This window comes from Phocoenobacter uteri (assembly GCF_900454895.1).
GTDB lineage: Bacteria > Pseudomonadota > Gammaproteobacteria > Enterobacterales > Pasteurellaceae > Phocoenobacter > Phocoenobacter uteri.
Genome location: NZ_UGTA01000001.1, coordinates 461,466 through 488,139, shown reverse-complemented (window position 1 = coordinate 488,139; position 26,674 = coordinate 461,466). Strand labels below are relative to the sequence as shown.

Annotated in this window: 21 protein-coding genes; 10 read left to right on the top strand and 11 right to left on the bottom strand. The window is 34.8% G+C overall.

Annotated elements, in window-relative coordinates; all coding sequences use genetic code 11:
- Nucleotides 1–38: 38 nt before the first annotated feature.
- The 5 genes from DYE60_RS02120 to DYE60_RS02100 form a co-directional block, all read right to left on the bottom strand.
- Complete coding sequence (locus DYE60_RS02120; protein WP_115314991.1) at nucleotides 39–1,559, bottom strand: YfcC family protein; 1,521 nt, start codon at nucleotides 1,557–1,559, stop codon at nucleotides 39–41.
- 167 nt (nucleotides 1,560–1,726) lie between these two features.
- Nucleotides 1,727–2,965, bottom strand: coding sequence for an arginine deiminase (gene arcA, locus DYE60_RS02115; protein WP_115314990.1), 1,239 nt, complete (start codon nucleotides 2,963–2,965; stop codon nucleotides 1,727–1,729).
- A gap of 56 nt (nucleotides 2,966–3,021) precedes the next feature.
- Nucleotides 3,022–3,951, bottom strand: coding sequence for a carbamate kinase (arcC, locus tag DYE60_RS02110; protein WP_115314989.1), 930 nt, complete (start codon nucleotides 3,949–3,951; stop codon nucleotides 3,022–3,024).
- A gap of 29 nt (nucleotides 3,952–3,980) precedes the next feature.
- Nucleotides 3,981–4,985: an ornithine carbamoyltransferase gene (locus tag DYE60_RS02105; RefSeq protein ID WP_115314988.1), complete on the bottom strand. Its 1,005-nt coding sequence runs from the start codon at nucleotides 4,983–4,985 to the stop codon at nucleotides 3,981–3,983.
- A 345-nt stretch (nucleotides 4,986–5,330) separates the two neighbouring features.
- Nucleotides 5,331–8,579 carry a TonB-dependent receptor domain-containing protein gene (locus tag DYE60_RS02100; protein ID WP_115314987.1) on the bottom strand — a complete coding sequence of 1,083 codons (3,249 nt, stop codon included), beginning with the start codon at nucleotides 8,577–8,579 and terminating at the stop codon, nucleotides 5,331–5,333.
- 253 nt (nucleotides 8,580–8,832) lie between these two features.
- On the opposite strand from DYE60_RS02100, the gene cysS reads away from it, so the two are divergent.
- From cysS to DYE60_RS02085, 3 genes are all read left to right on the top strand, one after another.
- The gene (gene cysS, locus DYE60_RS02095) at nucleotides 8,833–10,218 is read left to right on the top strand and encodes a cysteine--tRNA ligase (RefSeq protein WP_115314986.1); all 1,386 of its coding nucleotides are present in this window, start codon (nucleotides 8,833–8,835) and stop codon (nucleotides 10,216–10,218) included.
- A 165-nt stretch (nucleotides 10,219–10,383) separates the two neighbouring features.
- The gene (locus DYE60_RS02090; protein ID WP_115314985.1) at nucleotides 10,384–10,848 is read left to right on the top strand and encodes a low molecular weight protein-tyrosine-phosphatase; all 465 of its coding nucleotides are present in this window, start codon (nucleotides 10,384–10,386) and stop codon (nucleotides 10,846–10,848) included.
- Between the two features lie 456 nt (nucleotides 10,849–11,304).
- A complete protein-coding gene (locus tag DYE60_RS02085; RefSeq protein ID WP_115314984.1) occupies nucleotides 11,305–11,598 on the top strand; it encodes a DUF5339 family protein in 294 nt (97 codons plus the stop codon).
- A 94-nt stretch (nucleotides 11,599–11,692) separates the two neighbouring features.
- On the opposite strand, the gene trhP is transcribed toward DYE60_RS02085, so the two are convergent.
- The gene (trhP, locus tag DYE60_RS02080) at nucleotides 11,693–13,069 is read right to left on the bottom strand and encodes a prephenate-dependent tRNA uridine(34) hydroxylase TrhP (RefSeq protein WP_115314983.1); all 1,377 of its coding nucleotides are present in this window, start codon (nucleotides 13,067–13,069) and stop codon (nucleotides 11,693–11,695) included.
- A gap of 217 nt (nucleotides 13,070–13,286) precedes the next feature.
- A complete protein-coding gene (locus tag DYE60_RS02075) occupies nucleotides 13,287–14,150 on the bottom strand; it encodes a transferrin-binding protein-like solute binding protein (protein WP_115314982.1) in 864 nt (287 codons plus the stop codon).
- Nucleotides 14,151–14,305: 155 nt separating this feature from the next.
- On the opposite strand from DYE60_RS02075, the gene modA reads away from it, so the two are divergent.
- The 7 genes from modA to menC all read left to right on the top strand — a co-directional run bounded on the left by modA (nucleotide 14,306) and on the right by menC (nucleotide 21,401).
- The gene (gene modA / locus DYE60_RS02070) at nucleotides 14,306–15,028 is read left to right on the top strand and encodes a molybdate ABC transporter substrate-binding protein (RefSeq protein WP_147285443.1); all 723 of its coding nucleotides are present in this window, start codon (nucleotides 14,306–14,308) and stop codon (nucleotides 15,026–15,028) included.
- The gene (gene modB / locus DYE60_RS02065) at nucleotides 15,021–15,704 is read left to right on the top strand and encodes a molybdate ABC transporter permease subunit (protein ID WP_115314980.1); all 684 of its coding nucleotides are present in this window, start codon (nucleotides 15,021–15,023) and stop codon (nucleotides 15,702–15,704) included. Before modA ends, modB begins: the two co-directional genes overlap by 8 nt.
- Nucleotides 15,704–16,330 carry an ATP-binding cassette domain-containing protein gene (locus tag DYE60_RS02060; RefSeq protein ID WP_115314979.1) on the top strand — a complete coding sequence of 209 codons (627 nt, stop codon included), beginning with the start codon at nucleotides 15,704–15,706 and terminating at the stop codon, nucleotides 16,328–16,330. Before modB ends, DYE60_RS02060 begins: the two co-directional genes overlap by 1 nt.
- Nucleotides 16,331–16,490: 160 nt before the next feature.
- A complete protein-coding gene (locus DYE60_RS02055) occupies nucleotides 16,491–16,931 on the top strand; it encodes a hypothetical protein (RefSeq protein WP_115314978.1) in 441 nt (146 codons plus the stop codon).
- A gap of 193 nt (nucleotides 16,932–17,124) precedes the next feature.
- Entirely contained in the window at nucleotides 17,125–18,918 is a 1,794-nt protein-coding gene (gene lepA / locus DYE60_RS02050; RefSeq protein ID WP_115316409.1) for a translation elongation factor 4, read from the top strand.
- Nucleotides 18,919–19,237: 319 nt separating this feature from the next.
- Complete coding sequence (locus DYE60_RS02045; protein ID WP_115314977.1) at nucleotides 19,238–20,257, top strand: Fe(3+) ABC transporter substrate-binding protein; 1,020 nt, start codon at nucleotides 19,238–19,240, stop codon at nucleotides 20,255–20,257.
- A 157-nt stretch (nucleotides 20,258–20,414) separates the two neighbouring features.
- Nucleotides 20,415–21,401, top strand: a complete 987-nt coding sequence (gene menC, locus DYE60_RS02040; RefSeq protein ID WP_115314976.1) for an o-succinylbenzoate synthase — start codon at nucleotides 20,415–20,417, stop codon at nucleotides 21,399–21,401.
- A 40-nt stretch (nucleotides 21,402–21,441) separates the two neighbouring features.
- On the opposite strand, the gene DYE60_RS02035 is transcribed toward menC, so the two are convergent.
- The 4 genes from DYE60_RS02035 to leuS form a co-directional block, all read right to left on the bottom strand.
- The gene (locus tag DYE60_RS02035; RefSeq protein ID WP_115314975.1) at nucleotides 21,442–22,299 is read right to left on the bottom strand and encodes an RsiV family protein; all 858 of its coding nucleotides are present in this window, start codon (nucleotides 22,297–22,299) and stop codon (nucleotides 21,442–21,444) included.
- Between the two features lie 10 nt (nucleotides 22,300–22,309).
- Nucleotides 22,310–23,329 (bottom strand): DNA polymerase III subunit delta, encoded by a 1,020-nt coding sequence (holA, locus tag DYE60_RS02030; RefSeq protein WP_115314974.1) that lies wholly within the window; start codon nucleotides 23,327–23,329, stop codon nucleotides 22,310–22,312.
- A gap of 9 nt (nucleotides 23,330–23,338) precedes the next feature.
- A complete protein-coding gene (locus DYE60_RS02025; protein WP_115314973.1) occupies nucleotides 23,339–23,839 on the bottom strand; it encodes an LPS-assembly lipoprotein LptE in 501 nt (166 codons plus the stop codon).
- 71 nt (nucleotides 23,840–23,910) lie between these two features.
- On the bottom strand, nucleotides 23,911–26,499 hold the full coding sequence (gene leuS, locus DYE60_RS02020; protein ID WP_115314972.1) for a leucine--tRNA ligase: 2,589 nt from the start codon (nucleotides 26,497–26,499) through the stop codon (nucleotides 23,911–23,913).
- Nucleotides 26,500–26,674: the final 175 nt, after the last annotated feature.

The window sequence follows — 26,674 nt, the reverse complement described above, 5'->3', positions numbered from 1 at the left end:
AAAAGTAACCTTTTGTTATATTAACATATTTATGTTGGTTATGCGTATAATTGCACTTGAATTAACAATAAAATAGCTGAAATTACAAACATTCCACCTACCATTGGCATAATAAATCTTACCCACTTATTAAATGGAATGTGAAGCATTTGCAAGGTGACTAATACTAATCCTGTTGGTGCAAGGAATAGCATAATGTACTGTCCCCAGTTATATGCAGATACGATAATATCACGTGGGATTCCCACTGTATCAGCAAGCGGAGCCATAATTGGCATTGAAAGCACCGCTAAACCAGAAGAGGATGGTACAAATAAGCCTAGTACCACAAATACAACTAGTTGCCCGATAATAAATACACTTCCGGACATTCCAGCAACCATATTGGAAAGAGAGAATAAAATAGTATCAGATACCATGCCCTGATCAAGGATCATATTTACACCACGAGCTAACCCAATAATGAGAGATACAGCTACAAGTTCAGATGCACCTTTATTAAAAGCATTCACAATATCTTCTTCACAAAGTCCCGAAATAAACATAATGATGATTGTGATAGTTAAGAACGAAGCCGCCATCGTTGGGAACCACCATCCCCCGTACATAACTCCCCAAATCATAATAGGGAAACCCGCACAGAATAATGTTAAAATAATTTTTCTTTTGAGTGTAAATTCAGGAATATCTACATTCGAATCATCTCGATAAGAATGGTAGAATTTTTCTCTTTCTTCATAAACAATGGACGTTGTTGGATCTGCTTTGATTTTCTTTGCATACCAATAAAGATATGCAATTACCATTATTTCACCCACTACTAGCCCAACAGCACGCCAAGTTATACCTTCGGTAAATGCAATGCCCGCAGCATCTGAAGCAATAACGACTGAAAATGGGTTAATTGTTGAGAACGCTGTACCCATTGACGCAGCTAAGAAAATAGCACCAACGGTAATAATTGCATCATACCCTAACGCAATAAATACAGGTGCTAAAATCGGATAAAACGCAACTGCCTCTTCTTCAATACCACACGTCGTACCGCCAATAGCCATTAGAACACAAACTGCAAATACAATGGTGAATTCTTTACCCTTAGTACGATTTGCTAATGCACTAAGCCCTGCTGCAAAAGATCCTGTTTTATTGATTACACCAATCATACCACCGAGAACAAAGATAAATACCATTATATCCGCGGCTTCAATTGTTCCTTTAACCATACTTATCGCAATATCTGAAATACCTTTTGGATTTTGCTCTACACGAGTATAAGAATTAGGAACAGCAATAGGTTTTCTAAGTTTTCCGCTCGTAAAATTACTGATATCAATTTTAATATTAAGATTATCTAAAGTTTCTTTTGTTGCTGGAAGAGTTTGATCTTGTTGTTGATACTGTTTAATAACAAATACATTTTGTGCTTTATTATAGGTAAGTTTTGAATAAGAGCCAGCCGGAATTATCCAAGTTAAACCGACAGCTATAATAATAATTGCAAATAAAATTGTGAAAGCTGTGGGGAATTTAAACCCCTTTTTTTGTTTTGTTGTCATAATAAACTCCTTAAATGAGAGAGTGGATGAACAAACAACATCCACCATTGATTAGAGTGTAATTATTCCATTAAAAACATAATTGATATGGTAACTTTGGTAGTACAATAAATCACAAATTAACGTTATTCCTCAAAGTTACCATACTTAGATACTACAATGAGTTTTTACAAGTCATCTCGAATAAGAGGCATCGACATACATCTTGGACCACCACGTCCACGTGATAATTCAGAAGATGGAATAACGTGTAATTTTATGCCATGTTTCTCTAATAGAGCATTTGTTACATAGTTACGAGAGTAAACCACAACTTCTCCAGGTGCGATAGCTAATGTATTTGAACCATCGTTCCATTGTTCACGAGCAGAAATAATCTCATCACCGCCACCACATTGAATAAGCGTTACATCACGTTTCAAATATTTACTTAAAATATTTTCAAGTGTATCCACTTCTTTTGTGGTTTTTAACTCGGTTGGATTGTCAGGATCTTTCGTAATTGCATACACATTCAATGGACCGACTATTCCTGGATGAACGGTAAATTTATCATAATCTACTTGAGTAAATACGGTATCTAAATGCATAAATGCACGACTAACGGGGATTTGGAAAGCAAGAATAGTTTTAAACGAAGTATCATCTGAAAAAAGAATTCTCTCTGCTAGTTTTTCCACAGAAAGAGAATCTGTTCTTTGTGAAATACCTACTGCTAGAATATCCTTAGATAAAATTAGCTCGTCGCCTCCTTCGATAGATGTATTCTCTCCACGATTGAACCAAAGCGGAATATCTTTATCTTTAAAGCGAGGGTGTGCTTGGAAAATATACTTAGCAAAGATAGTTTCACGATTACGTGTTTCAGTACGCATATGATTTAATGTAATACCGTGTCCAATGGTTGCAAATGGATCGCGAGTGAAATAAAGATTCGGCATTGGATCACATACAAACGGATAGGTTACATTGACTAAATCACAAAGAGACTCACTGTGATAATCAGATAATTCTTCTTTACGAATACCTGCCATCATTTTATCTACCATTGCCTTATTGTCAAAACTTAATAGATAACTTACCAGTGCTTTATGTAATGATTCACTTTGAACATTTGCCTCGTTGATAAATTCATGAATAAATTCCATTTTGAGTTCTTCACTTGTTGAAATTGCCTCTGCAGCCAATTCCTCTAAATAAAGCACCTCAACACCCGCATTACGCAATGTATCTGCAAAAGCATCGTGTTCTTCTTGAGCAACTTTTAGATATGGAATATCATCAAACAACAATCTTTCTAATAAATCGGGGGTTAAGTTTTCAACTTCTTCACCTGGTCTGTGTAACAAAACTGTTCTTAATTTACCGATTTCAGAATTCACGTTTAATATTCTATTATCTTTCATAATAAATCTCCGTTTCAAAGTGGCAATAATAAAATTGCCACTTTATTTGATGATGATTAGTAGTAAGAAATATCTTCTACACTGTTGGTAATCCTTGTTCCAGCTTTACCTTTCACAATATCAACAATGTCAGATAATGAACCGATTACGGCATCTTTGCCCGTTTGTTTAGTAAAATTAACCGCAGCTTGAACTTTTGGTCCCATAGAACCTGCTGCAAAGCCCATTTTACCAATTTCATCTGGGTGTGCTTTTGCAATTGCTTTTTGATCTGGTGTTCCCCAATTGACGAATACGGCTGAAACATCTGTTGCAATGATGAAAAGATCGGCTTCTAAATTATCAGCAAGTAATGCTGAGCATAAATCTTTATCAATTACGGCTTCAACACCTTGAAGATTGCCTTGCTCATCGTAGTAGGTTGGAATACCGCCACCACCAGCACAAATCACGATACTGCCTTTTTCAAGTAACCACTTCACAGGGCGAATTTCAAAAATTCGTTTTGGTAATGGGCTTGGTACGACACGACGGAATTTATCGCCATCAGGTTTAATTGCCCAGCCTTTTTCAGCCGCTAATCTTTCTGCTTCTTCTTTACTATAAACAGGACCAATTGGCTTAGTTGGATTTTTAAATGCTGGGTCATTTTTATCCACTTCGACTTGAGATAACATTGTCGCAAATGGCACATCAAAAGGTACAAGGTTACCTAATTCTTGTTGAATCATATAACCGATCATACCCACAGATTCAGCCCCTAAAACATCTAATGGATAAGTTGGCACATCTTTATAAGCAGCCCCTTGTAGTGCTAATAAACCAACTTGTGGGCCATTACCATGAGCAATGACTAGCTCATTATTTGGGTAAATTTTCGCAATTTGTTCGCAAGCGATTTTCACATTTTGACGCTGATTTTCAGCGGTTAATGGTTCGCCACGACGCAATAATGCGTTACCCCCTAGTGCTATAACAATTCTCATTATAACTCCTTAATTTTACTACATTAAACCTAGCTTAAACTTGCAACCATTACTGCTTTAATAGTGTGCATACGGTTTTCTGCCTGTTCAAATGCCACGTTCATTGGCGATTCAAACACATCTTCAGTCACTTCAATACCATTTGCTAATTCAGGGTATTTCTCAGCAATTTGTTTACCCACTTTGGTTTCACTATTGTGGAACGCTGGTAAGCAGTGCATAAATTTCACTTTTGGATTTCCACTGCGAGCCATCAATTCAGGTGTAACTTGGTATGGTAATAAAATTTTGATACGTTCGCCCCAGCTTTCTAATGGTTCACCCATTGAAACCCAAACGTCTGTGTGAACAAAATCAACATCTTTCATTGCTTTATCAATGTCGTCAGTTACCATAACTCTTGCACCGCTTTCTTTTGCGAAACCTTCACACATTTCAACGAGTTTAGGTTCAGGAAGCAATGATTTAGGTGCACAAATACGTACATCCATACCTAATTTAGCTCCGATAAGTAATAAAGAATTACCAACATTGTTACGGCCATCACCGATATAAACATATTTAATTTCAGTTAATGGTTTATCGCAATTTTCCATCATGGTTAATACGTCAGCAAGCATTTGAGTTGGGTGGAATTCGTCCGTTAAACCATTCCAAACTGGTACACCTGCATAATCTGCTAATTCTTGAACAACACTTTGTTTAAAGCCACGATATTCAATACCATCATACATACGACCTAACACGCGAGCAGTGTCTTTCATACTTTCTTTATGACCAATTTGTGAAGAGGTTGGATCAATATAAGTCACCCTTGCACCTTGATCATAAGCAGCTACTTCAAACGCACAGCGAGTACGAGTTGAGGTTTTTTCAAAAATCAATGCAATATTTTTACCTTTTAATACTTGTTGTTCGCAACCTGCGTATTTCGCACGTTTTAAATCACGTGATAAATCCAATAAGTATTTAATTTCACGCTCTGTGTGGTGAACAAGACTTAAAAGATGTCTGTTTTTCATATTAAAAGCCATGATATTTTCTCCTGATTGAAGTATAAACAAGGGATAAAATGCAATAAAAATAGAGAGTTACATTTTATTTAGATAAGCAAATCTATACCTATTGCTTGCTGTAAATAATACAAAACCCAATTTAGAATTTGTAACCTATTTTCAATTAAAAATAACAATTTTTCGCATAAAATTCTAAAAATCATTTTTTTATGCAATAAAATTCATTATTTAAAATAAGGGGAATAATAGTGTGCGAAAAGAAGAAAAGAATAAGCGGTCATATTTTTTTAACTTTTTGCAAAAATATCAAAAAATATGACCGCTTAGGTTTGATTTTATATTTAATTAACTCAATTCAATATATTAAAATTCATATTGTAAATTAAGTTTGACATTACGCTCTGGAGCATGGAAGCGTTCGATACCTTGATTTTGAGTATTACAACCATTATAACTGCTCTTCTCTCTACAAATCATATTAGTTGTACCAAAAGTTCTAATTGAACGTGCACTATCCCAAGTCATATATTCTTTGTTGAATAAATTATAAACACCAGCTTGAATAGTCATCCCTTTCAAAGGCTTATAAAATCCGATTAAATCAAAAAGATTATAAGATTCACTTCTTGGCTCAACAAAAGGACTACCATCTTCTTTATGGAACGTATTGTATGTATCTTTATCTTTTTTAGCTGATACGTGAGTAAAATACACATCAACACCATAATTACCTTTATCAGAAACATAGCCAACATTGAAAACATGTTTGGTTGGCTGAATCGCATTCATAGGGTAATCACCGGTTTCTGTTTTGACAATTTTTTTACCATACTTACCACTTTCAAAAGTATTCTTGGTACCAGTAATTTTACCTTTTTGATAAGTATATTTATAACCAAGACTGAATCCTTTTAAACGTGAATTAAAGTCGCCTAAATAGGCTTTACTTGCAATTTCAAAACCCGTTACCTTAGCATTTTGTTGATTGATATTTTGATAAACATTTTTATCAATACCTGTAATTTGTGCTTCATAAACGCCTTGATTTTGTAAATCAATAAAATCTTGATAATCCGTTCTAAATCCACTTAGAGTGATAAAACTTCTTTGATTATGCAAGGTGAAAGCAACTTCTTTTGTATTTGCTAATTCTGGTTTTAAGCGTAAATTAGGACGAATATTAAAACTTGGGTGTGCAAAGGTAAAATACATTTCTTCTGGTGTAGGAGCTCTAAATCCTTTGGAATATTTTGCTTGTACACGCAAGTATTCCGTTGGATCAATCGTTGTTCCTAATGAATAGCTATGATTCTTAAAAGACTGCGTCTGAGTCGTCATATACTCTTTATTCGCTTTCTTATTTTTCTCAATTTGAGGAATCATCGTTCTGTAATATTCATCATATTGACTTTGTGCAACCATATTTTCAGCCCAAGATTTATTTCTATCCCAAGCGGGTTTCTTTTTCAGATCTAGTTGTTCATGTGCATTGAAGAACATACCCAATGGAATATCTGGCGATTTTCCTTGCACATAAGTTGGTTTATAAGAAACTTTATCATAACGATAACTTGCATCAAAGCTTAGCCAGTCATTTACACGAATATTATCCGTTAAATATAATGCACCATTTTTTGTTTTCACTGGAATCAAAAATGAAGTTACTTCATTTTGACGATAACAGTTCGGTGAACCTTTCTCCCCCCATCCATTTAAAGAACAAAGAGGTGTTCCATTTTCATCAACTTTATCAAAATAGCTATTCAATGCCCACCATTTTACATTGACTAATCGCTGACCAGAATAATTAACCATTGATTTTTCAGTATGAGCAAAGCTTCCACCATAAGCGAGAGAATGCTCAATATCTTTCGTGTCAAAATATTTTTCAAAATCTAAATTGATTTGTTTCGTTTTAGTATTTAAGTGTCTATCTTTCCAGTCTGCACCAATATAACCACGAGATGGTAAGATTAAGTTATAATTAGGAGAAAGCTCTTGGCTCCAAGTTTTATTTACAAAATCATATTTTTGCTGTGTCATTTTGATACGTTTATAATGTGCTTTACCTTTTCTCACATCATCAACGACAAATTGTGTTTTCATCCTAATTTTTTGACCCTTATCGAACCAACTCTTACCTATATAATCATCGGTAACTTCACTATTAGCCTGATTCAGATTAAGGTCTATAAAATGTCGATCATCATTTACAAACGATTTTCCATCATTAAGATGGTAATATCTCAACGGACTATTACAATCAAATGTTGTACAGTCTAGTAAAATATCATCTCCCTTATGCTCATTATTGTACAAATACCAATGATCACTTTGATTTTGTCTCGTACCAAACATCCCCTCTAATGGATAATCATACTCTTCACCTTTGCTATTAACTAACGCTAGCGTTGTTTCTGTTGGATCTTTTTCATATTTTGGCTCACTATAACTGCCAACATTTTTCCATTTTGGTACTTCTTTAATATTTAATGGGTTACCTTCTTTATCAACAATTTTTCCATCTTTTAATTTAATATCAAGAGGGTTTGTCGTATATGAACAATCATTATTACCAACACAATAAGTATCCGTTTGAGCACGTTGTACAATTTTTTGACTCGAAACAGTAACTTTCGCACTATCCCAAAATAAATTAGAATCATAATTTTCATAGGCAAATGAAAGATTTCGACGTGTACTACTATCATTAGTATGGCGAGTTTCATTACCATAGCTCATAGTATAAGACCAATCATGCCCTTTTGAGGTATTCTTACCATCATCTAACATCAAGGTAAAACGATTTGTTTCATTAGGGTTATAACCTAATTTAATCAACGTATTCTGTTTTTCGATATGATAAGGATCGGCTTTCTGTCTTGATTTTCCCTGAGCCTTATCATCAAATTCATCATAACCAAAATTCTCTAATTGCGTACCATCTCGATCTGTTCTCACTAATAACGCATCAAAATCCTTATAACGTCCTGCAATAGTATGTGAAAACATATCTTCATTATTAGCAGAAGAGTAACCCGCTTTGAATTTATAATAGAAATTCTTATTGAGTAAAAAGTCACGGGCATCTTTGGTTGCAAAAATAACTGAGCCACCTAACGCTCCACTACCGACTTTTGTTGAATCAGCACCCTTCGCAAGACTCACTTCTTTAATATTTTCGACTTCAATACCATTACGCGTATTATTAAAATTACCGTAACCTTCGAATAATTCTTTGAATCCTTGTGAAGACATATTTTCTGCTTGTTGTAAACCATCAATTGTAATGTTTACACGGTTTTCATCAACACCTCGTACAGCATAACCACTTGATCCCATACGTCCTTTCTCAACAACAGAAATACCCGTTTCATATTTTACGAGATCGCGAGTATCTGAAACTTGTTGTTTCTCAAGTGTCTTAGCGGTTTTTATTGTTTTACCGATTTTTTTATTTTGAATACTTTCCGGTGAGTCCACTACATTAATTGTGCCAAGTTCATCGGCTAGTGCTGTGGAAATGGATAAAGAAAGAACGGAATAGCAAAAGACTTTGGTTACCCCTCCTTTTCTATTTGTTTTTTGAATTGGGAAACCCTGTTTTGACATTCTGTCCTCCAAAATTGATAAAATATACTAAATGATAATGAAAACATTTTTCATTAAGGTTAAGGCTATTGTATCGTAATTTTCCTACTTATGCGAATTTTTATAGGTTTTTAATGAACTTTCTGAAAAAAAGGTAATGTAAGATAAAACACTCAAAATTTTTGCAAAAATTCCTAAAAATCCTACCGCTTATTTTGTTATACTTAGTCACAAATTTTATTTTAATAATTTATCTAACCAGCAAGAGGATACTATGCTCAAAATTTACAACACTTTAAAACGTGAGAAAGAAGAATTTAAACCTTTAACCCCAAATAAAGTTGGCATTTATGTCTGCGGTGTAACGGTTTATGATCTTTGTCATTTTGGACACGGTAGAACCTTTGTTTCTTTTGATGTGGCGGTGCGTTATCTACGTTATTTAGGCTACGATGTGAAATATGTACGTAACATTACCGATGTGGACGATAAAATTATCAAACGTTCCCTTGAAAACAACGAAACCTGTGATGAATTAGTGGAAAGAATGGTCGTAGAAATGCACAAAGATTTTGACGCATTAAATATTTTACGCCCAGATGTCGAGCCACGTGCCACACAACACATTGCTGAAATTATCGCAATGGTAGAACGTTTAATCGCTAAAGGACACGCTTATGTTTCAGAAGATGGCGATGTAATGTTTAGCGTACCAAGTTTTAAAAATTACGGTGCATTATCTCGTCAAGATTTAGAGCAATTACAAGCAGGTACAAGGGTTGAAATTAAAAGTATCAAACGCAACCCAATGGATTTTGTACTTTGGAAAATGTCGAAAGAGAATGAACCAAGCTGGGATTCTCCGTGGGGCAAAGGTCGTCCAGGTTGGCATATTGAATGTTCGGCAATGAACAGCAAAGAACTTGGCGAACATTTTGATATTCACGGTGGCGGTGCAGATTTAATGTTCCCACATCATGAAAATGAAATTGCACAATCTTGCTGTGCGAACGGTGGCAATTATGTAAACTATTGGTTACATACAGGAATGCTAACCATTGATAAAGAAAAAATGTCAAAATCATTGGGGAATTTCTTTACCATTCGCACAATGTTAGAACGCTATGATGCGGAAAGTTTACGCTATTTCTTCCTCACTGCTCATTATCGTAGCTTACTTGATTACAGTGTAGAAAACCTAGATTTAGCTCGCACAGCCTTAGAACGTTTATATACTGCATTGCGTGGTTGCGATTTATCTGTATCAGCACAAGCGGTCGAATTTGATCATTATATTGCAAATTTCAAAACCTCAATGGACGATGATTTCAACACACCGGGAGCATTAGCAGTATTGTTTGAAATGGTGCGTGAGTTGAATAAATTGAAAAAAGAAGATCAAGTAAAAGCAAATCAACTCGCAATTAAATTAAAAGAGTTAGCAGGCGTACTTGGTCTATTAGAACAAGATCCTGAAAGCTTTTTACAAGGCGATAGCAACGATGATGAAGTGGCAGAAATTGAAGCTTTAATCAAACAACGTAATGACGCACGAGCGAATAAAGACTGGGCAAAAGCCGATGAAGCACGTGATAAATTAACGGCAATGGGCATTGTGCTAGAAGACGGTGCAAATGGCACAACGTGGCGTAAAGCGTAAGCGGTTATATTTTATAGAAAATTTACAGTTGTAGTTTATCAAAGCACGGTTGCTGAGCTTGTCGAAGCATAAGTGCTTTTTATATAGTTTTCTTACCCTTCGATGGTTGGATAAGCTCACTAACCACCAGCACGGGGAGTGAAAACAGCAATATCGGAAAATCAAATGAAACCACAAACCAATATTTTATTTGTCTGCTTGGGAAATATTTGTCGCTCGCCAATGGCAGAATATATTATGCGACACAAAATTAAACAGGCCCATCTTGAAGATCGAGTATCTATTGACAGTGCAGGCACATCAGGTTGGCACGATGGCGAAGATATGCACAAAGATACTAAAAAGCAACTCGCTAAACATCAGATTGATCATTTTGGTTTTATAAGCCGTAAAGTGCGAAAACAAGATTGGGATTATTTTGATTATATCATCGCAATGGATAATCAAAATCTCAAGGATTTAGAACGATTATTTGGTAAAAATACAGAGAAGCTATTTAATGTCACATCACTTTGCCCTGATTTGGCTTACGATCATATTCCTGATCCGTGGTACACCGGTAATTTTGATGAAACTTATCAATTATTAGATCAATGTTGTGATGTTATGCTAGAAAAATTAACGCGTTAGCTGTCATACATTAAAAAGCTTCGTTTCCTAAATTGAGGGAATGAAGCTTTTTTTCATTACTATACTCACTTTTATTTATTGATGCCGTGATTCCTGCTAAATTTCGCTTCAAAAACGCATAGCTTAAATCAACATATTGTGGTACGTCTAAAAAATAAAATATATATCATCTTTTCCTGCATCCACTGCTTCATTTTTACAATGTAATATTTTGCAAATTTTAAAAAGAATATGACCGCTTAATGTTATCAATTCTATCCTATCACTTACGAATAGCTTATTTTTAAACCAACAAAATACCTTTATATTACAATTCATTACAAAAAAAATCATTTTTATTTTTTTAAATTTGTGAACTTTAACTAATTAGCTTTGACAAATAGTGCGGATGAGGAATCATCTCACATTATAGATATTATAAATGTGTTTATATTTATTTTATTAGGAGTATTTTAAATGAAAAAATTAGTTTTAGCTTTATCATTCGCTGGCATTGCAGCATCAGCTTCAGCCGAAGGTCTTTCTGCAAAATGTACAGAATATTTTCATAAAGTAGAAACAAATTTAAAAGCATTGCCTGTAGAACAATTGGAAGTTGCACAAAAACAATATGATGAAAATAAAGCACAATTGGCTTTATTAGATGAACAAACCCAAGATAAAACTTGTACTGAAGCTTTAGAGCAAATGAAAGTTTCAGAGGAGAGCAAAGAAGAAACAACAGATAATGTAAAAGAAGAAGCAAAATAATCTAATAAAGGGGCGTGTTATAACGCCCCTTTATTATCCATTCTCTAAATTATTTAAGCATATACAATACGCCACGACCACTTAAAATATATTTTTAACTTTTATGTGGATTTCTTGTATTCGTTCCTTCTAAATTTCGCATCAACAACGCATAGTTTAAATCAATATCTTGTGGTACATCTAAAAAGACAAAATGTCCATCGCCTTTTCCTGAATCCACTTCTTCATTTTTACGGTTTAACATTTTGCAAATTTTAAAGGTAATATTACCGCTTGGTGTCATCAATTCAACGGTATCACCCACTAAAAATTTATTTTTAACCGCAACTTCTGCCATGCCTTGATCGTTACGTTTACCCGTAAATTCTCCAACAAATTGTTGTTTATCAGAAATTGAATAACCATAATCATAATTTTGGTATTCATCGTGAGTGTGACGACGTAAGAATCCTTCGGTATACCCACGATGTGCAAGGCTTTCAAGGGTTGTCATTAAACTACGATCAAATGGCTTACCAGCGGCTGCATCATCAATCGCTTTACGATAAACTTGTGCTGTTCTTGCACAATAGTAGAATGATTTAGTACGCCCTTCAATTTTCAGTGAATGTACGCCCATTTTAGTCAAGGTTTCCACGTGTTCAATCGCACGTAAATCTTTTGAATTCATAATATAAGTGCCGTGTTCATCTTCAAAGGCACTCATTTTTTCTTCTGGTCGACCTTTTTCAGATAAAAGATACACGTTGTCCGTTGTTTCGCCTAAACCCAGCGTTGGTGCAACATTCTTGATTTCAATTTGATTTTCTTTATCAACAATATTGCCTACTTCATCCACTTTTGCTTCTTCGGTTTTATATTCCCAACGACACGCATTAGTACAAGTACCTTGATTTGGATCACGCTTATTGATATAGCCAGAAAGTAAGCAACGTCCAGAATACGCCATACACAATGCACCATGTACAAAAATCTCAATTTCCATATCAGGCACTTCTTTGCGAATTTCTGCAATTTCATCAAGAGAAAGCTCACGAGATAAAATCACACGAGTTAAGCCCATTTGCTTCCAGAACTTAACCGTTGCCCAGTTTACTGCATTTGCTTGCACAGAAAGATGAATATCCATTTCAGGAAAAGCTTCACGCACCATCATAATTAAACCTGGATCAGACATAATCAAGGCATCAGGTTTCATATCCACGACTTTTTTAATATCACGGATAAAGGTTTTTAATTTTGAATTGTGTGGTGCGATATTTACCACCACATAGAATTTTTTGCCAAGTGCGTGGGCTTCATCGATCCCAATTTGCAAATTAGCGTGATTAAAATCGTTATTTCGTACACGCAAGCTATAACGAGGTTGCCCCGCATAAACAGCGTCTGCACCATAAGCAAAGGCATAACGCATATTTTTCAAATTTCCCGCTGGGGATAATAATTCTGGTTTGGTTTTTGTATCTAACATAATAAGTAATTCCCATCTGATAACAAGTCAGTATTTCCTCACAAGAGAGAAAATGTAAAGCGGAGTATTTTCTAGTAAAATGATCAAATTTGCAAATGTTAATGAAAAATAAACCGCTATTTATTCTTCTTAAATTTTAGAATATGAAAAACCTCTTCTCTTTTAGATTGCTCCATTAGAAAAGAGGTTTGTATAATGTGTAAAATTCAAAACTCAATTATTGCTTTTTCGCACCAAACACAGCCCAAATAACTTTTTCTTCATCTAATCTTTTAGCATATTGACCACTTAGCTCTGCGGCTTTATTACCATAAAATTGTGCTTTTAATAATTCTCCTTTATTCATTTTTTTATCCTCATACATATGATTGATAATATATTCAGATTGATTACTAAATGATTTCGCTCCAATTATTATCGTAGGAATATTCAAGCCATTTTTACCTTCTTTAAAATCTTTTAGTGACCCAGATATTTTCTTATTCACAAAATCTACTGTAAATTCACTTTTACCTTCAACCCATCCACTTTCAAGATGGTATAAATCTTTTTCAGGATTATTAACTATTTGTTTTTCTATTCGTAACATTGCCAATCCATTACCACGGTAGGTTACATTAGCACTTTTCGGCAAATCGTTTTGGGAGGTTACAACTCCTTGTGTAAACGTAAGAAAATAATTATCTTCCGAATCAACAAAAACACCGAAACGAGAATTTTGATAATTTCGACCACTTACAATCAAACTTTCTGTTTCCTGAAGAGCATTTCCAACACTATTATGTATATCTTTGGCATCTATATAATGAAATACGCTATTTGATTTCACTTTTTCAGGGATTAAAGAAACAGTTACCTCTTTTCCCTTAAATTTTCCCTCATTCGGTATAAGTGCTAATGTATTGATCCCGTGAGTATGTTTATGAGGCTCTATCAAAGTTTCAGACATAAAAAATGCAGAAACTTTTGTTCCTTCTTTTTCTGCAAAATTAGGTTGTTCCATTGAAGAAGATGAACCTCCACCACTACCACAAGCGGTTAAAATCAAAGAAAGAGTTATCGCTAATACTAATTTTTTCATTATTACATCCTTTTTAAACAAGTGAACGCAGAATAATTGTGCAAAAAACGGTATGGTTTATCAACAATTATTTGAATTTATTATGCAAAATAGTTGCTTTTTTTGTTCAACAATATTATAAATGCTCCACTCAAAAATCTTTTAATCTATACAAAATGCGTTTTATTACATTAACTACTTTTCTATTACTGATTACAACCAAAACTTTTGCAGATATTAACGTCGCTGTGGCAAGTAATTTTGTCCCAACAATGCAGAAAATTGTTGCTAAATATACGTCAAATAACGTGAACGTGCTTTCAGGTTCAAGCGGTAAGCATTATGCACAAATCCAATATGGTGCGCCGATCGATTTATTCTTTTCAGCGGATCAAAAACGCCCTAATGAATTATTAAAACAGCAAAAAGCGATTCACACTTTTACTTATGCCGTAGGACGTTTGGTATATTGGCAACCACAATACAAAGGTTCAAAAATTAATTTTGAAAATACCATCAAACAACCAACTAAACATTTGGCGTTAGCAAATCCTAAATATGCACCTTATGGTATTGCCGCGAGAGAAACACTAACCAAACTCACTTTATTAAAAGAAAAAGAGCCGTTATTTGTGTTAGGGGAAAATATCGCTCAAACCTATCATTTTGTAGAATCAGGTGCGAGTGATTCAGGCTTTGTGGCATATTCTCAAATTAAACAAAATAAAAATATGAATGAAAATACTTTTTGGCTTGTCCCACAACATTATCATTCGCCGATCAAACAAGATGTCGCCATTATTCACGATAATGAAGAAGTCCAACAATTCTTAAATTTTTTTCAATCTAAGGACGCAAAAGATTTGATTTTAGCAGACGGATACTCACTCAATGATTGATGAACTCTCGTTTCAAGCACTGTTACTTTCATTTAAATTGAGCATTACAACAACGGTGTGCCTACTTATTATCGGCACACCGATTGCGTTTTGGCTCGCAACCTCTCGTTGTCGTTTCAAATTTATTATTGAAGCTCTGATTGCTCTACCACTGGTATTGCCACCAACGGTACTCGGCTTCTATCTGCTAATTTTATTAAATCCAAATAGTTTTATTGGTTCAACGGTGTTCAAACTCACCGGAGAAACCATTTTATTTTCTTTCTCTGGTTTAGTAATTGGTTCGATTGTGTATTCATTCCCCTATGTAACTCAACCTTTAACCAATGCGTTTGCAAGTATTGATAAAAACATTATTGAAACAGCAAAAGTGCTGAATACCAAGCCGTTGGATCGCTTTATTCACATTGTATTACCTATGGCAAAACGAGGCTTTATGACGGCATCTGTTTTAGGATTTGCACACACATTGGGGGAGTTTGGCGTAGTGTTAATGCTCGGGGGTAATATTCCGAATAAAACACAGGTTGTCTCCATTGCGATTTACGATCACGTGGAATCACTCAATTATTTACAAGCTCACTGGCTAGCGGGCATTCTGTTAGTGATCTCTTTCGTTCTATTATTATTTATCTTTAAAATCAATCATTCATTTAATAGTGTGGTAAAACTGTAATGACCATAAAATGCGATTTCAATATAAAACGAGCTGATTTCTCACTCTCTTTTAAAACAGAATTATCCAGCGATAAAATCACCGTGATTAAAGGAAAATCAGGCTGTGGCAAGACCAGTTTATTACGCCTAATGGCAGGCTTAGACCAATTACCAACAGGATTTTTTAGCCTAAACAATCAAATTTTTCAACAAGATAGTTTTTTTATTCCCACTGAAAAACGCCCAATTGGTTATGTCGGACAAGACAGTCAATTATTCCCTTTTATGAGTGTAGTAAAAAATATCGCCTTTGCTCAAAAAAGACGCTTTTGCACCGATTATGCTCTCCCAAATTTAGATGAATTATTTGCCGTTTTTGACTTAGAACACTGCAAAGATAAATTACCTGAACAGCTTTCATCAGGTGAAACTCAACGTGCATTAGTGATTCAGTCCTTAATGAATACACCTAAATTATTCCTCTTTGACGAGGCTTTTTCAGCGATTGATGAATACCGCAAAGGGATTATTTTAAACTATTTAATGGACTATCTAGCTCAACGTAAGCTCCCCGCAATTTATATTTCTCACGATTCTGAAGAAGTAAAAAAAATCCGTTCAGTTCAAATTATTGACCTTGATTAAACTCTTCACAAGCGGTCATATTTTTTAAGATTTTTACACATTTTGCGATCTAAATCGCAAAATAAATATTTTGATGTATAAAAAAACCAATAGGATACCTATAATTCCCTTATTGAAAAATTGCAGATAGACTATATAATAATCAAAAAGGAGCAATACTATGGATAAACAAAATTACAACGAACAGGATCACCTCACATCAAAAGATCTACTCAAAGTAATCATTGATATTGCTCAGCATTCTGCTACCCGTGAAGAACTTCGTGATACAAGAGAAGAGCTACTCACTACACGTAATGGATTACAAAAGGAAGTAAAGGATTCTCGAATTGAATTGCGAAGTGAAATTCAAAATGTTAGAACTGAGTTGCAAGAAACCCGAACTGAACTTAAAAATGATATTCAAGATGTTCGAACTGAACTCAAAAATGACATTCAGAGCGTTAAATCAGAATTACACAATGAAATAAAAGATGTACGCTCCGAGTTACGTGAATTTCGTACAGAAAGCAAACATAATATGTATTGGATTATCGGTACAATGATTGCTCTAATGGGACTACTTCCTAACCTAGACACGATTATTTCATTCTTTAAATAATCCTTTTTCACTATTTTTATTTCTATTTTTACTTTTTTGCAAATTTTGATCTAAATCCGACCGCTTTTCTTTTCAATTTTTGTTAATTTCAGGTAAAATTCATCGGTTATACATTTACAAACTAATTACAGGAAAATATTTCTTAAAAATAGCATTCCTTATAAAAAATAGAAAATGGACATATAAAATGGAAATGAAAAATATTCGTAACTTTTCAATCATCGCACATATCGATCACGGAAAATCAACCCTTTCTGATCGTCTAATTCAAACCTGTGGTGGTTTAACAGATCGTGAAATGGCTGAGCAAGTTTTAGATTCGATGGAGCTAGAACGTGAGCGAGGCATTACAATTAAAGCACAAAGTGTCACCTTAAATTACAAAGCTAAAGACGGTGAAACTTACCAATTAAACTTTATCGATACACCGGGACACGTGGATTTCTCTTATGAAGTATCACGTTCTCTTGCGGCTTGTGAAGGTGCATTATTAGTTGTTGATGCAGGACAAGGCGTTGAAGCTCAAACCCTCGCAAACTGTTATACCGCTTTGGGTATGGATTTGGAAGTTGTGCCGATTTTAAATAAAATTGACTTACCAGCAGCTGAGCCAGAACGTGTCGCAGAAGAAATTGAAGACATTGTTGGTATTGAGGCGATTGAGGCTGTTCGCTGTTCAGCAAAAACAGGCGTGGGAATTGAAGATGTTTTAGAAGAAATTGTCACTAAAATGCCAACACCAGAAGGCGATCCTAATGAAAAATTACAAGCCTTAATTATTGACTCTTGGTTTGATAATTATTTAGGCATTGTGTCATTGGTGCGTATTAAAAATGGTACGTTACGTAAAAATGATAAAATCAAAATGATGAGTACCGGTATCAATTATAATATTGATCGTTTAGGGATTTTCACGCCAAAACAAACCGATACAGATGTATTACATTGTGGCGAAGTGGGCTGGGTTGTTTGTGGTATCAAAGACATCTTAGGTGCACCAGTTGGGGATACCATCACTCATCAGCATAATGCTGCCGCCAATGTTTTACCAGGTTTTCAAAAAGTAAAACCACAAGTTTATGCGGGTTTATTCCCTGTGAGTTCTGATGATTATGAATCATTCCGTGACGCACTGGGTAAATTAAGCCTAAATGACGCGTCATTATTCTATGAACCAGAAACCTCATCAGCACTTGGCTTTGGATTCCGTTGTGGTTTCCTTGGCTTATTGCATATGGAAATTATCCAAGAACGTTTAGAGCGTGAATATGATTTAGACTTAATCACAACCGCCCCAACCGTGGTTTATGAAGTAGCACTAAATAATGGTGGTGTTGAATATGTGGATAGCCCAGCGAAGTTACCGCCATTAAATAATATTGCGGAAATTCGTGAGCCGATTGCAGAATGTAATATCCTTGTGCCACAAGAATATTTAGGTAATGTGATTACACTTTGTATTGAAAAACGTGGTGTGCAAACCAATATGGTTTATCACGGTAATCAAGTTGCTTTAACCTATGAGATCCCAATGGGTGAGGTAGTATTAGACTTCTTTGATAAAATTAAATCGACTTCTCGTGGTTATGCATCATTGGATTATAATTTCAAGAAATTCCAAGTCGATGATATGGTACGTGTGGATGTGATGATCAATGGAGAGCGTGTTGATGCCCTAGCCTTGATTATTCATAGAAGTAATGCTGCTTTCCGTGGTCGTGAATTAGTACAAAAAATGAAAGAGCTGATTCCTAGACAACAATTTGATATTGCTATTCAAGCTGCGATTGGTAACCAAATCATTGCTCGTTCAACGGTTAAACAATTGCGTAAAAACGTATTAGCAAAATGTTATGGTGGTGATGTAAGCCGTAAGAAAAAACTATTGCAGAAACAAAAAGAAGGTAAAAAACGAATGAAATCTGTGGGTAATGTTGAATTACCACAAGAAGCATTCCTTGCAATTCTTCACGTTGGTAAAGATTAGTTTCACATTAGATTATTTATAAAGGGCTGATTACCGTATTTCACGGATATCAGCCCTTTTAGTTTAATATCAATTTCGTATTTAAATAAAGCCAATAAAAAAGCAAAATAATCCCCCAAAGTTTTATATAAACAATAGGCTATTTTAAAACACCTCAATGAGAATTATCATTAAAGAGTAAACACATTAGACCAATTATCCCGCTTCTTATTGATAACAATTCTTATTGACATCTTTGTTTTCCTAAATTACTATTAGCTACCTATCCATTTCTCTATGGATTGTTTATTTTTTCACTCTCAAATTTAAGGAAAATATGATGAAAAAAATTTTATCAACTTGTGCTTTAACACTTCCTCTTGTTCTATCAACAACCGCTTTTGCTAAAAATGAAGTTAACGTTTATTCTTATCGTCAACCTCATTTAATTAACCCAATGTTAGAACAGTTTGAAAAAGATACAGGCATTAAAGTCAATGTCCTTTTTGCTGATAAAGGTTTAATTAAACGTATTCAAGAAGAAGGAGAATTAAGCCCTGCTGATGTGCTATTAACCGTAGATATTTCTCGTGTAATGGAATTAGTTGATTCTAATTTTACTCAAAAAGTAAAATCTGATGTATTAGAACAAAATATCCCAATGCAATTCCGTGATTCTGATGGAGACTGGTTTGCATTAACAACGCGTTCAAGAGCGGTTTACACCTCAAAAGATCGTGTAGGAAAATTACCAGCTGACTTTGATTATATTGATTTAGCAAAACCAGAATACAAAGGTAAAATTTGTATCCGTTCAGGTAAACACCCATACAATGTATCATTATTCGCTTCTTTAATTGAGCATTATGGTGTAGATCAAACTCGTGATTTCTTAAAAGGGTTGAAAGCAAATTTAGCTCGTAAACCACAAGGTAATGACCGTGCTCAAATTAAAGGTATTGCATCAGGCGAATGTGATTACGCATTAGCGAATAGCTATTACTTTGGTAAAATGCTAACTGATCCAGAGCAAAAACCATTAGCAGAAAAAGCAATTATCAACTTCCCTAAAGGTAAAAATGGTGCTCACTTAAACATCAGTGGTATGGCACTTTCTAAATATGCACCAAATAAAGAAAATGCAATTAAGTTGATGGAATACTTAACTGGCGATAAAGCACAAAAACTTTATGCTGAATTAAACCACGAATTCCCAGTTAAAAACGGTGTTGAACGTTCTGAACTTGTAGCAAGCTGGGGAGAGTTTACACCAGATCAATTACAATTAGAAAAAATTGCTGAACATTACAAACAAGCATTACAACTTGTTGATGAAGTACAATTTGATATTGAAAAATAATTTTCATCTCTAATAACACGCCCTTTTCTATTTAAAAGAAAAGGGCGTTTTTATTTCGATTCATACTATATCAAACAAATTTTTATAGGATAAAACATCAAAATTTGTTACATTACCATTCTCATATCTAAAACTTGATAAAAAATAAGATAATACAATGATATCAACGCTTTACCATTATCAGTTACCTATTCAAACAAACCTAATTCTAAGAGGACATCAGCTCCATTATCGTCAAGGTCTCATTATTGAACTTAAATATAATGGAATAGTTGGCTATGGAGAAATCGCTCCCCTTCCCTTCTTTAGCGATGAAACACTTGAACAATCAGAAAGACAAATTAAAGAGCTATTAAATCAATCCTGCAATTTAGATGATATTTTACTAGATAACTTATATCCCAGCGTTGCATTTGGACTAAGCTGTGCATTAGCTGAATTAAAAGGAGAGCTCCAATCAGCTAAAAAACTTTCCAGCGTCCCATTATTTAAAGGTGATCTCGCTATTTTTAAAACTGAGCTTGAAAAAATGCCAATAAAAATTGGTAAGTTTAAAGTGGGAATAGAATCATTAGAAAAAGAGGTCGAAAAAATAAAATATCTCTTTAATAACATTCCAAATTTAAAATTACGTCTTGACGCAAATCGTCAGTGGAACTGGCAACAAGCGGTCGAATTTGGTAAAAGATTTACAAAAAATGACCGCTTAAAATTTGATTTTATTGAAGAACCTTGTGCAACCCCCGAACAATCAAGCATCTTTGCTCAACAATTTTTGATCCCTATTGCTTTTGATGAAAGTTTACGAGAAAGTAATTTTTTTGCAAAAAACATCCAAAATATGACCGCTTATATTATTAAGCCTACCCTAACTGGGTCACTTGAAAAATGCCAAAAACTTATTGAACAAGCCCACAAACAAGGATTACAAGTTGTGATCAGTTCAAGTATTGAATCAAGCCTTGCTTTATCACAACTTGTTTGTTTTGCACAAAAACATACGCCGAATACATTAGCAGGATTAGATACCTTAAATTTGATGCAACATCAATTAGTTCGTCATTTTGAGAATTCTAAATTACCATTATTAAGTTTAAAAAGTGATTATGTAAAACAGATTGGAAAATGGGAAATAAAGGGATAAAAGATAAAAATTGGGGCGTTTAATTTACACCCCAAATAATTTATTCACTGATCACTGGCTTACTAAAACGATATTCTGGTTTAATCAACTCTTCAATCTCTTGCCAGTAAAGCATTAACTCTTTTTGCCCATCAGCATAAGCACCAATTTCATACACGGGATAAACAAAATTGATCCCTACCGCTGAAAAATAGAAATCAGCTGGTAGATAAAGCTTCTGTTTGCTCTTAAAGAAAAAGCCCATATTTCCATCAGCAGAATTATACTGTGGCTCATAGCGTTGCCATAACATCTCTTTTAATTTTGCTTGATTTTCTTGGCTAAACAAATCATCCAACGTTAACATCTTCTGTTTATTTAAATCTACGTTAATATAATTTGTATGATACATACCATGTGCACCACCGATGTAGCTATAATAAGATTGTGTAAAAGTTGCAATATTCTCTTTCTGCCCTACATAATCCATATTTGTGTGATCGACCGCACTAAAATACGTCCCACTAATTTTTTCTTTTGGTTGATCCGCAAACAGTTCCTTCGCTTCATTCATTTCATTTTGGTATTTTTGTTCCATAATTTTAATCAATTCAGCTTTTGGATTTTCTATTTTCAGCTCTTGTTTAGACTCCATTTGCTTGACTAATAATTGCTCAACCAATAATGAATTCAGCCATTCTTTGTTTGTTTTTAATGTTGTAATAGAAAACTCAACAGGGTATGTTTCATCTTGCTTTTGAAACAAAACGACTTTATCTTCTACTTTTACCATCTGCTCTTGCGTTAACTGTTTAACTTGAGCTTCTAACTGCTGAATCTTTTGCTCTGCTTTATCATCATTACACCCTACCAGTAATAATGTTGACATAATTAAGCTACTTAAAAATAGTTTTTTCATTTTTTATTCCTTATTTGAATTTAAGACAAAAACGTTCCAACTCAAACCAAATTTCATCGCTAAACTCTTTTTTAACCAATCGTTCAAGCTCAGCAAGGGTTTGGCATAATTGGAAAAGTTGTTGATAATTCAAGCGGTTCATTATATTTTGGTATAAGCCTCGCTTGTTTTGCCACACTTTTAAGCGGTCAAATTCTACACGTAAATTTTGATGGATAAGCGGTCTATTTTTATCGAAATTTTGCAAATTATTACAACTCAATTCCATCAAAGTAAATAATTCTTTTTGAATAATTCTTAATAAAACAACTGGTTGAGTATCTTCATTTTTAAGATAAGATAAAATGCGAATCGCACGTTTTATTTTGCCTTCAAGCAAAGCGTCTATCCATTGAAAAGGGGTAAATTGTGAAGACTGTTCAATAATCTGATTAACTTTTTTTACATCTATTGTTTTGCCTGAAAAACGCAATTCTAATAATTGTAAAGCCTGTTTCAAAGCCAATAAATTCCCTTCATAGCTGTAACATAAAAGCTGTGTTGCCTCATTGTCTAACACTAAATTCATCGTCTGACTACGATGATAAATCCATCCTGCTAACTTGTTTTGATCTGGCGTTTGACAGTTAATTTGTATGCCATTAAATACACTTACCCACTTTTGTTTTTCAATGGTTTTATTAAATTTTGGTAGATGAAAAATCAGCAAAATATCAGAATGAACAAACTCAGCGAGTTGTTGTAACTGCTTTTGATAAGCAATATTGATATTTTCTGGTAGATTTAAAATAATAATTTGACGGCTAAAAAATAACCCTGTTGATTGTATTTGCTCAAATAAATTATCCCAATTGGTATCATTGGCAACCGTGATTTCTACTTTTTCATCAAAGTCTTGATCCCGTGCTGTTTGCACAATAAGATCTTTGGTTTCATTAACCAATAACAAATCATTACCTACTAAAAAATAAGCACTTTGTAATCCTTTTTCCAAGCTTATTTTTACTGTTTCAGGATAAATTTTTTGCATAATTTAAACTTATTTAATACTTTTATGTAAAGCAATCATTTTAATAATGATACGGCGAGAAGCTTGGCGATACATATCCGCTACCATCATTTCTTTTTCTGATGATTTTGCTAATGCGGCACGAGAGTCATCAAAGAAAGTGCGATGCACCACCACTTCAATCGGATAACTTCCGCTCTTATTTGGTAATGTTAAACTTGCGGTTACTTTTACACTTAAAATTTTCTCCGCTCCACGTGCATTTTTAAATACTGACGCAACTTGTGATGAATTGGATGTGTTATTCAAACGCAACACGGCAATATCTTTTTTATCTTGAACCAACGTAATATTATTAAGTAATAATTCATTACGCAATGTTCGTGACATATCACTGTAAGGCTCACTCGTTTCAAAGGTTAGTGTTTGCAATGTTTTAGGCAAAATTTCAGCATTTTTAAAATGCCAGCCACAAGCAGTGAGCATTGTTGTCATAAAAAGTACAACGATAAGCGAAAGTTTTTTATACATAATCTTACCTATTTTAAATCCATAATGTAGCGACAGGGCAAGCCCTGCCGTCATCAACTTACAAAATTATTTTATGGTTTTACAACCACATTTAATAATTTACCTTTCACATAAATCACTTTGACAATGTTCATTCCGTCGGTAAAACGTTTCACATTTTCATCATTTAAGCCAAGCTCTTTAACGGTTTCTTCATCAGCGTCTGCGGCAACGGTTACTTTACCACGCACTTTACCGTTTACTTGAACCACAATCAGTTTTTCATCTTCAACCATTGCAGCTTCATCAAAAGTGACCCATTCGGCATTGTCAATATTGGTTTCATTGCCTAACACTTTCCACAATTCAAAACAGATATGTGGTGTGATTGGATAAAGCATACGCACAACCGCACTTAACGCTTCGCCCATAATCGCTTTGTCTTGATCATTTTCAAGTGGTGCTTTGGTTAATTTGTTCATCAACTCCATTACTGCTGCGATAGCGGTATTGAATGTTTGACGACGACCAATATCATCACTCACTTTGGCGATAGTTTTATGCACTTCACGACGTAATGCTTTTTGATCCGCATTGAACGCAGAAGGATCTAATGCAACCGTTGCAGGTGATTGTTGATAATCAAACACTAAATTCCATACACGACCTAAGAAACGTTTTGCACCTTCTACACCAGACTCTTGCCATTCTAATGTCATTTCAGCAGGTGCTGCGAACATCATAAATAGACGCACCGTATCCGCACCGTATTTTTCCACCATTTCTTGTGGATCAATACCATTATTTTTTGATTTTGACATTTTGGTCATACCAGTATGCACCAACTCACGCCCTTCTTTATCAACGGCTTTGGTAATACGACCTTTTTCATCACGCTCAATCGTCACTTCGGTTGGTGATACCCAAATACGCTCGTTATTATCGCCTGTGTAATAGAATGCGTCTGCTAACACCATTCCTTGACATAATAATTTTTCTGCTGGCTCATCACTAGTTACAAAGCCTGCATCACGCAATAATTTATGGAAGAAACGGAAGTATAATAAGTGCATTGTAGCGTGTTCAATTCCGCCGATATATTGATCCACTGGTAACCAGTAATCTGCTTCATCAGCATCTAACATTGCGGTATTGCATTGTGGTGTTGTGTAACGTGCGTAGTACCAAGATGATTCCATAAAGGTATCAAACGTATCAGTTTCACGCGTTGCAGGCTGTCCGTTAATGGTGGTTTTTGCCCATTCAGGATCCGCTTTAATTGGACTTTTCACACCGTCCATTACCACGTCTTCTGGTAAAACAACAGGAAGATCACCCATTGGTACGGTAATCGTTTCACCATTTTCTAAAGTCGCCATTGGAATTGGGGCACCCCAATAACGTTGACGAGAAACACCCCAATCACGTAAGCGATAATTTACTTGACGTTTACCACAACCTAAACTTTCTAATTTATCCGCAATGCCATTAAATGCACCGTCAAAATCTAAGCCATCAAACTCGCCTGAGTTCACTAATTTACCGTGTTCAACAAAAGCAGCCTTGCTTAAATCAATTTCAGTTGCATCATCAAGCGGTGCAATTACTTGGTTAATTTGCAAATCGTATTTTTTTGCAAATTCAAAATCACGTTGATCGTGTGCAGGCACAGCCATTACCGCCCCTGTTCCGTAGTGCATTAACACAAAGTTTGCGACCCAAATTGGCACTTCTTTGCCTGTTAATGGGTGGATAGCAAACAAGCCTGTTGCCATTCCTTTTTTCTCCATTGTCGCAAGTTCGGCTTCTGCCACTTTGGTATTTTTGATTTCATTCACAAAACTTGCAAGTTTTGGATTATTTTTGACCGCTTGTTGCACTAATGGGTGTGCTGCTGCCACCGCAACATAGCTCACACCAAAGAAGGTATCTGGGCGAGTGGTGTAAACAGGCAATTTCTCTTCACTGTCTTTAATCGCAAAGGTAATTTCTACCCCTTCACTGCGACCAATCCAGTTGCGTTGCATTGTTTTAACCATATCTGGCCATTGTGGAAGATTATCTAATCCGCCCAATAATTGCTCTGCATAATCAGTAATTTTGATGAACCATTGTGGAATTTCTTTTTGTTCCACAGGGCTATCACAACGCCAACAACAACCTTCGTGAACTTGCTCATTTGCAAGTACGGTTTCATCATTCGGACACCAGTTTACCGTTGAAGTCTTTTTGTAAACTAAGCCTTTTTTGTATAATTCTGTGAAGAACCACTGTTCCCATTTATAATATTCAGGACGACAAGTTGCAATCTCACGATCCCAATCATAACCAAAACCTAACATTTTCAGTTGGTTTTTCATATATTCGATATTATCGTAAGTCCACGCTGCTGGGGCGGTTTTATTTTTGATCGCCGCACCTTCTGCTGGTAAACCAAATGCGTCCCAACCGATAGGCTGTAACACGTTTTTACCATTCATACGTTGATAACGAGAAACTACATCGCCAATCGTATAGTTACGCACGTGTCCCATATGTAAACGACCAGATGGATAAGGGAACATTGAAAGACAATAATATTTCTCTCTTGACGCGTCTTTCACTGCTTTAAATACTTTATTTTCTGCCCAGTAATGCTGAACACTCTTCTCAATTTCTTTTGGATTATATTGTTGTTGCATAATGATTTTGTGACCTTTAAATTTAATAGAAAAAATTACCCGATAGGATAGCTTAAATTTACTTTTTTTTAAATAAAAAGCCGACACTTTCAAGTGATTTTTATACAAAATCTAGATAGATATAAAATACTATCCATAATTGGATTATTAAATGGACTATTCTTCCCTATTATAA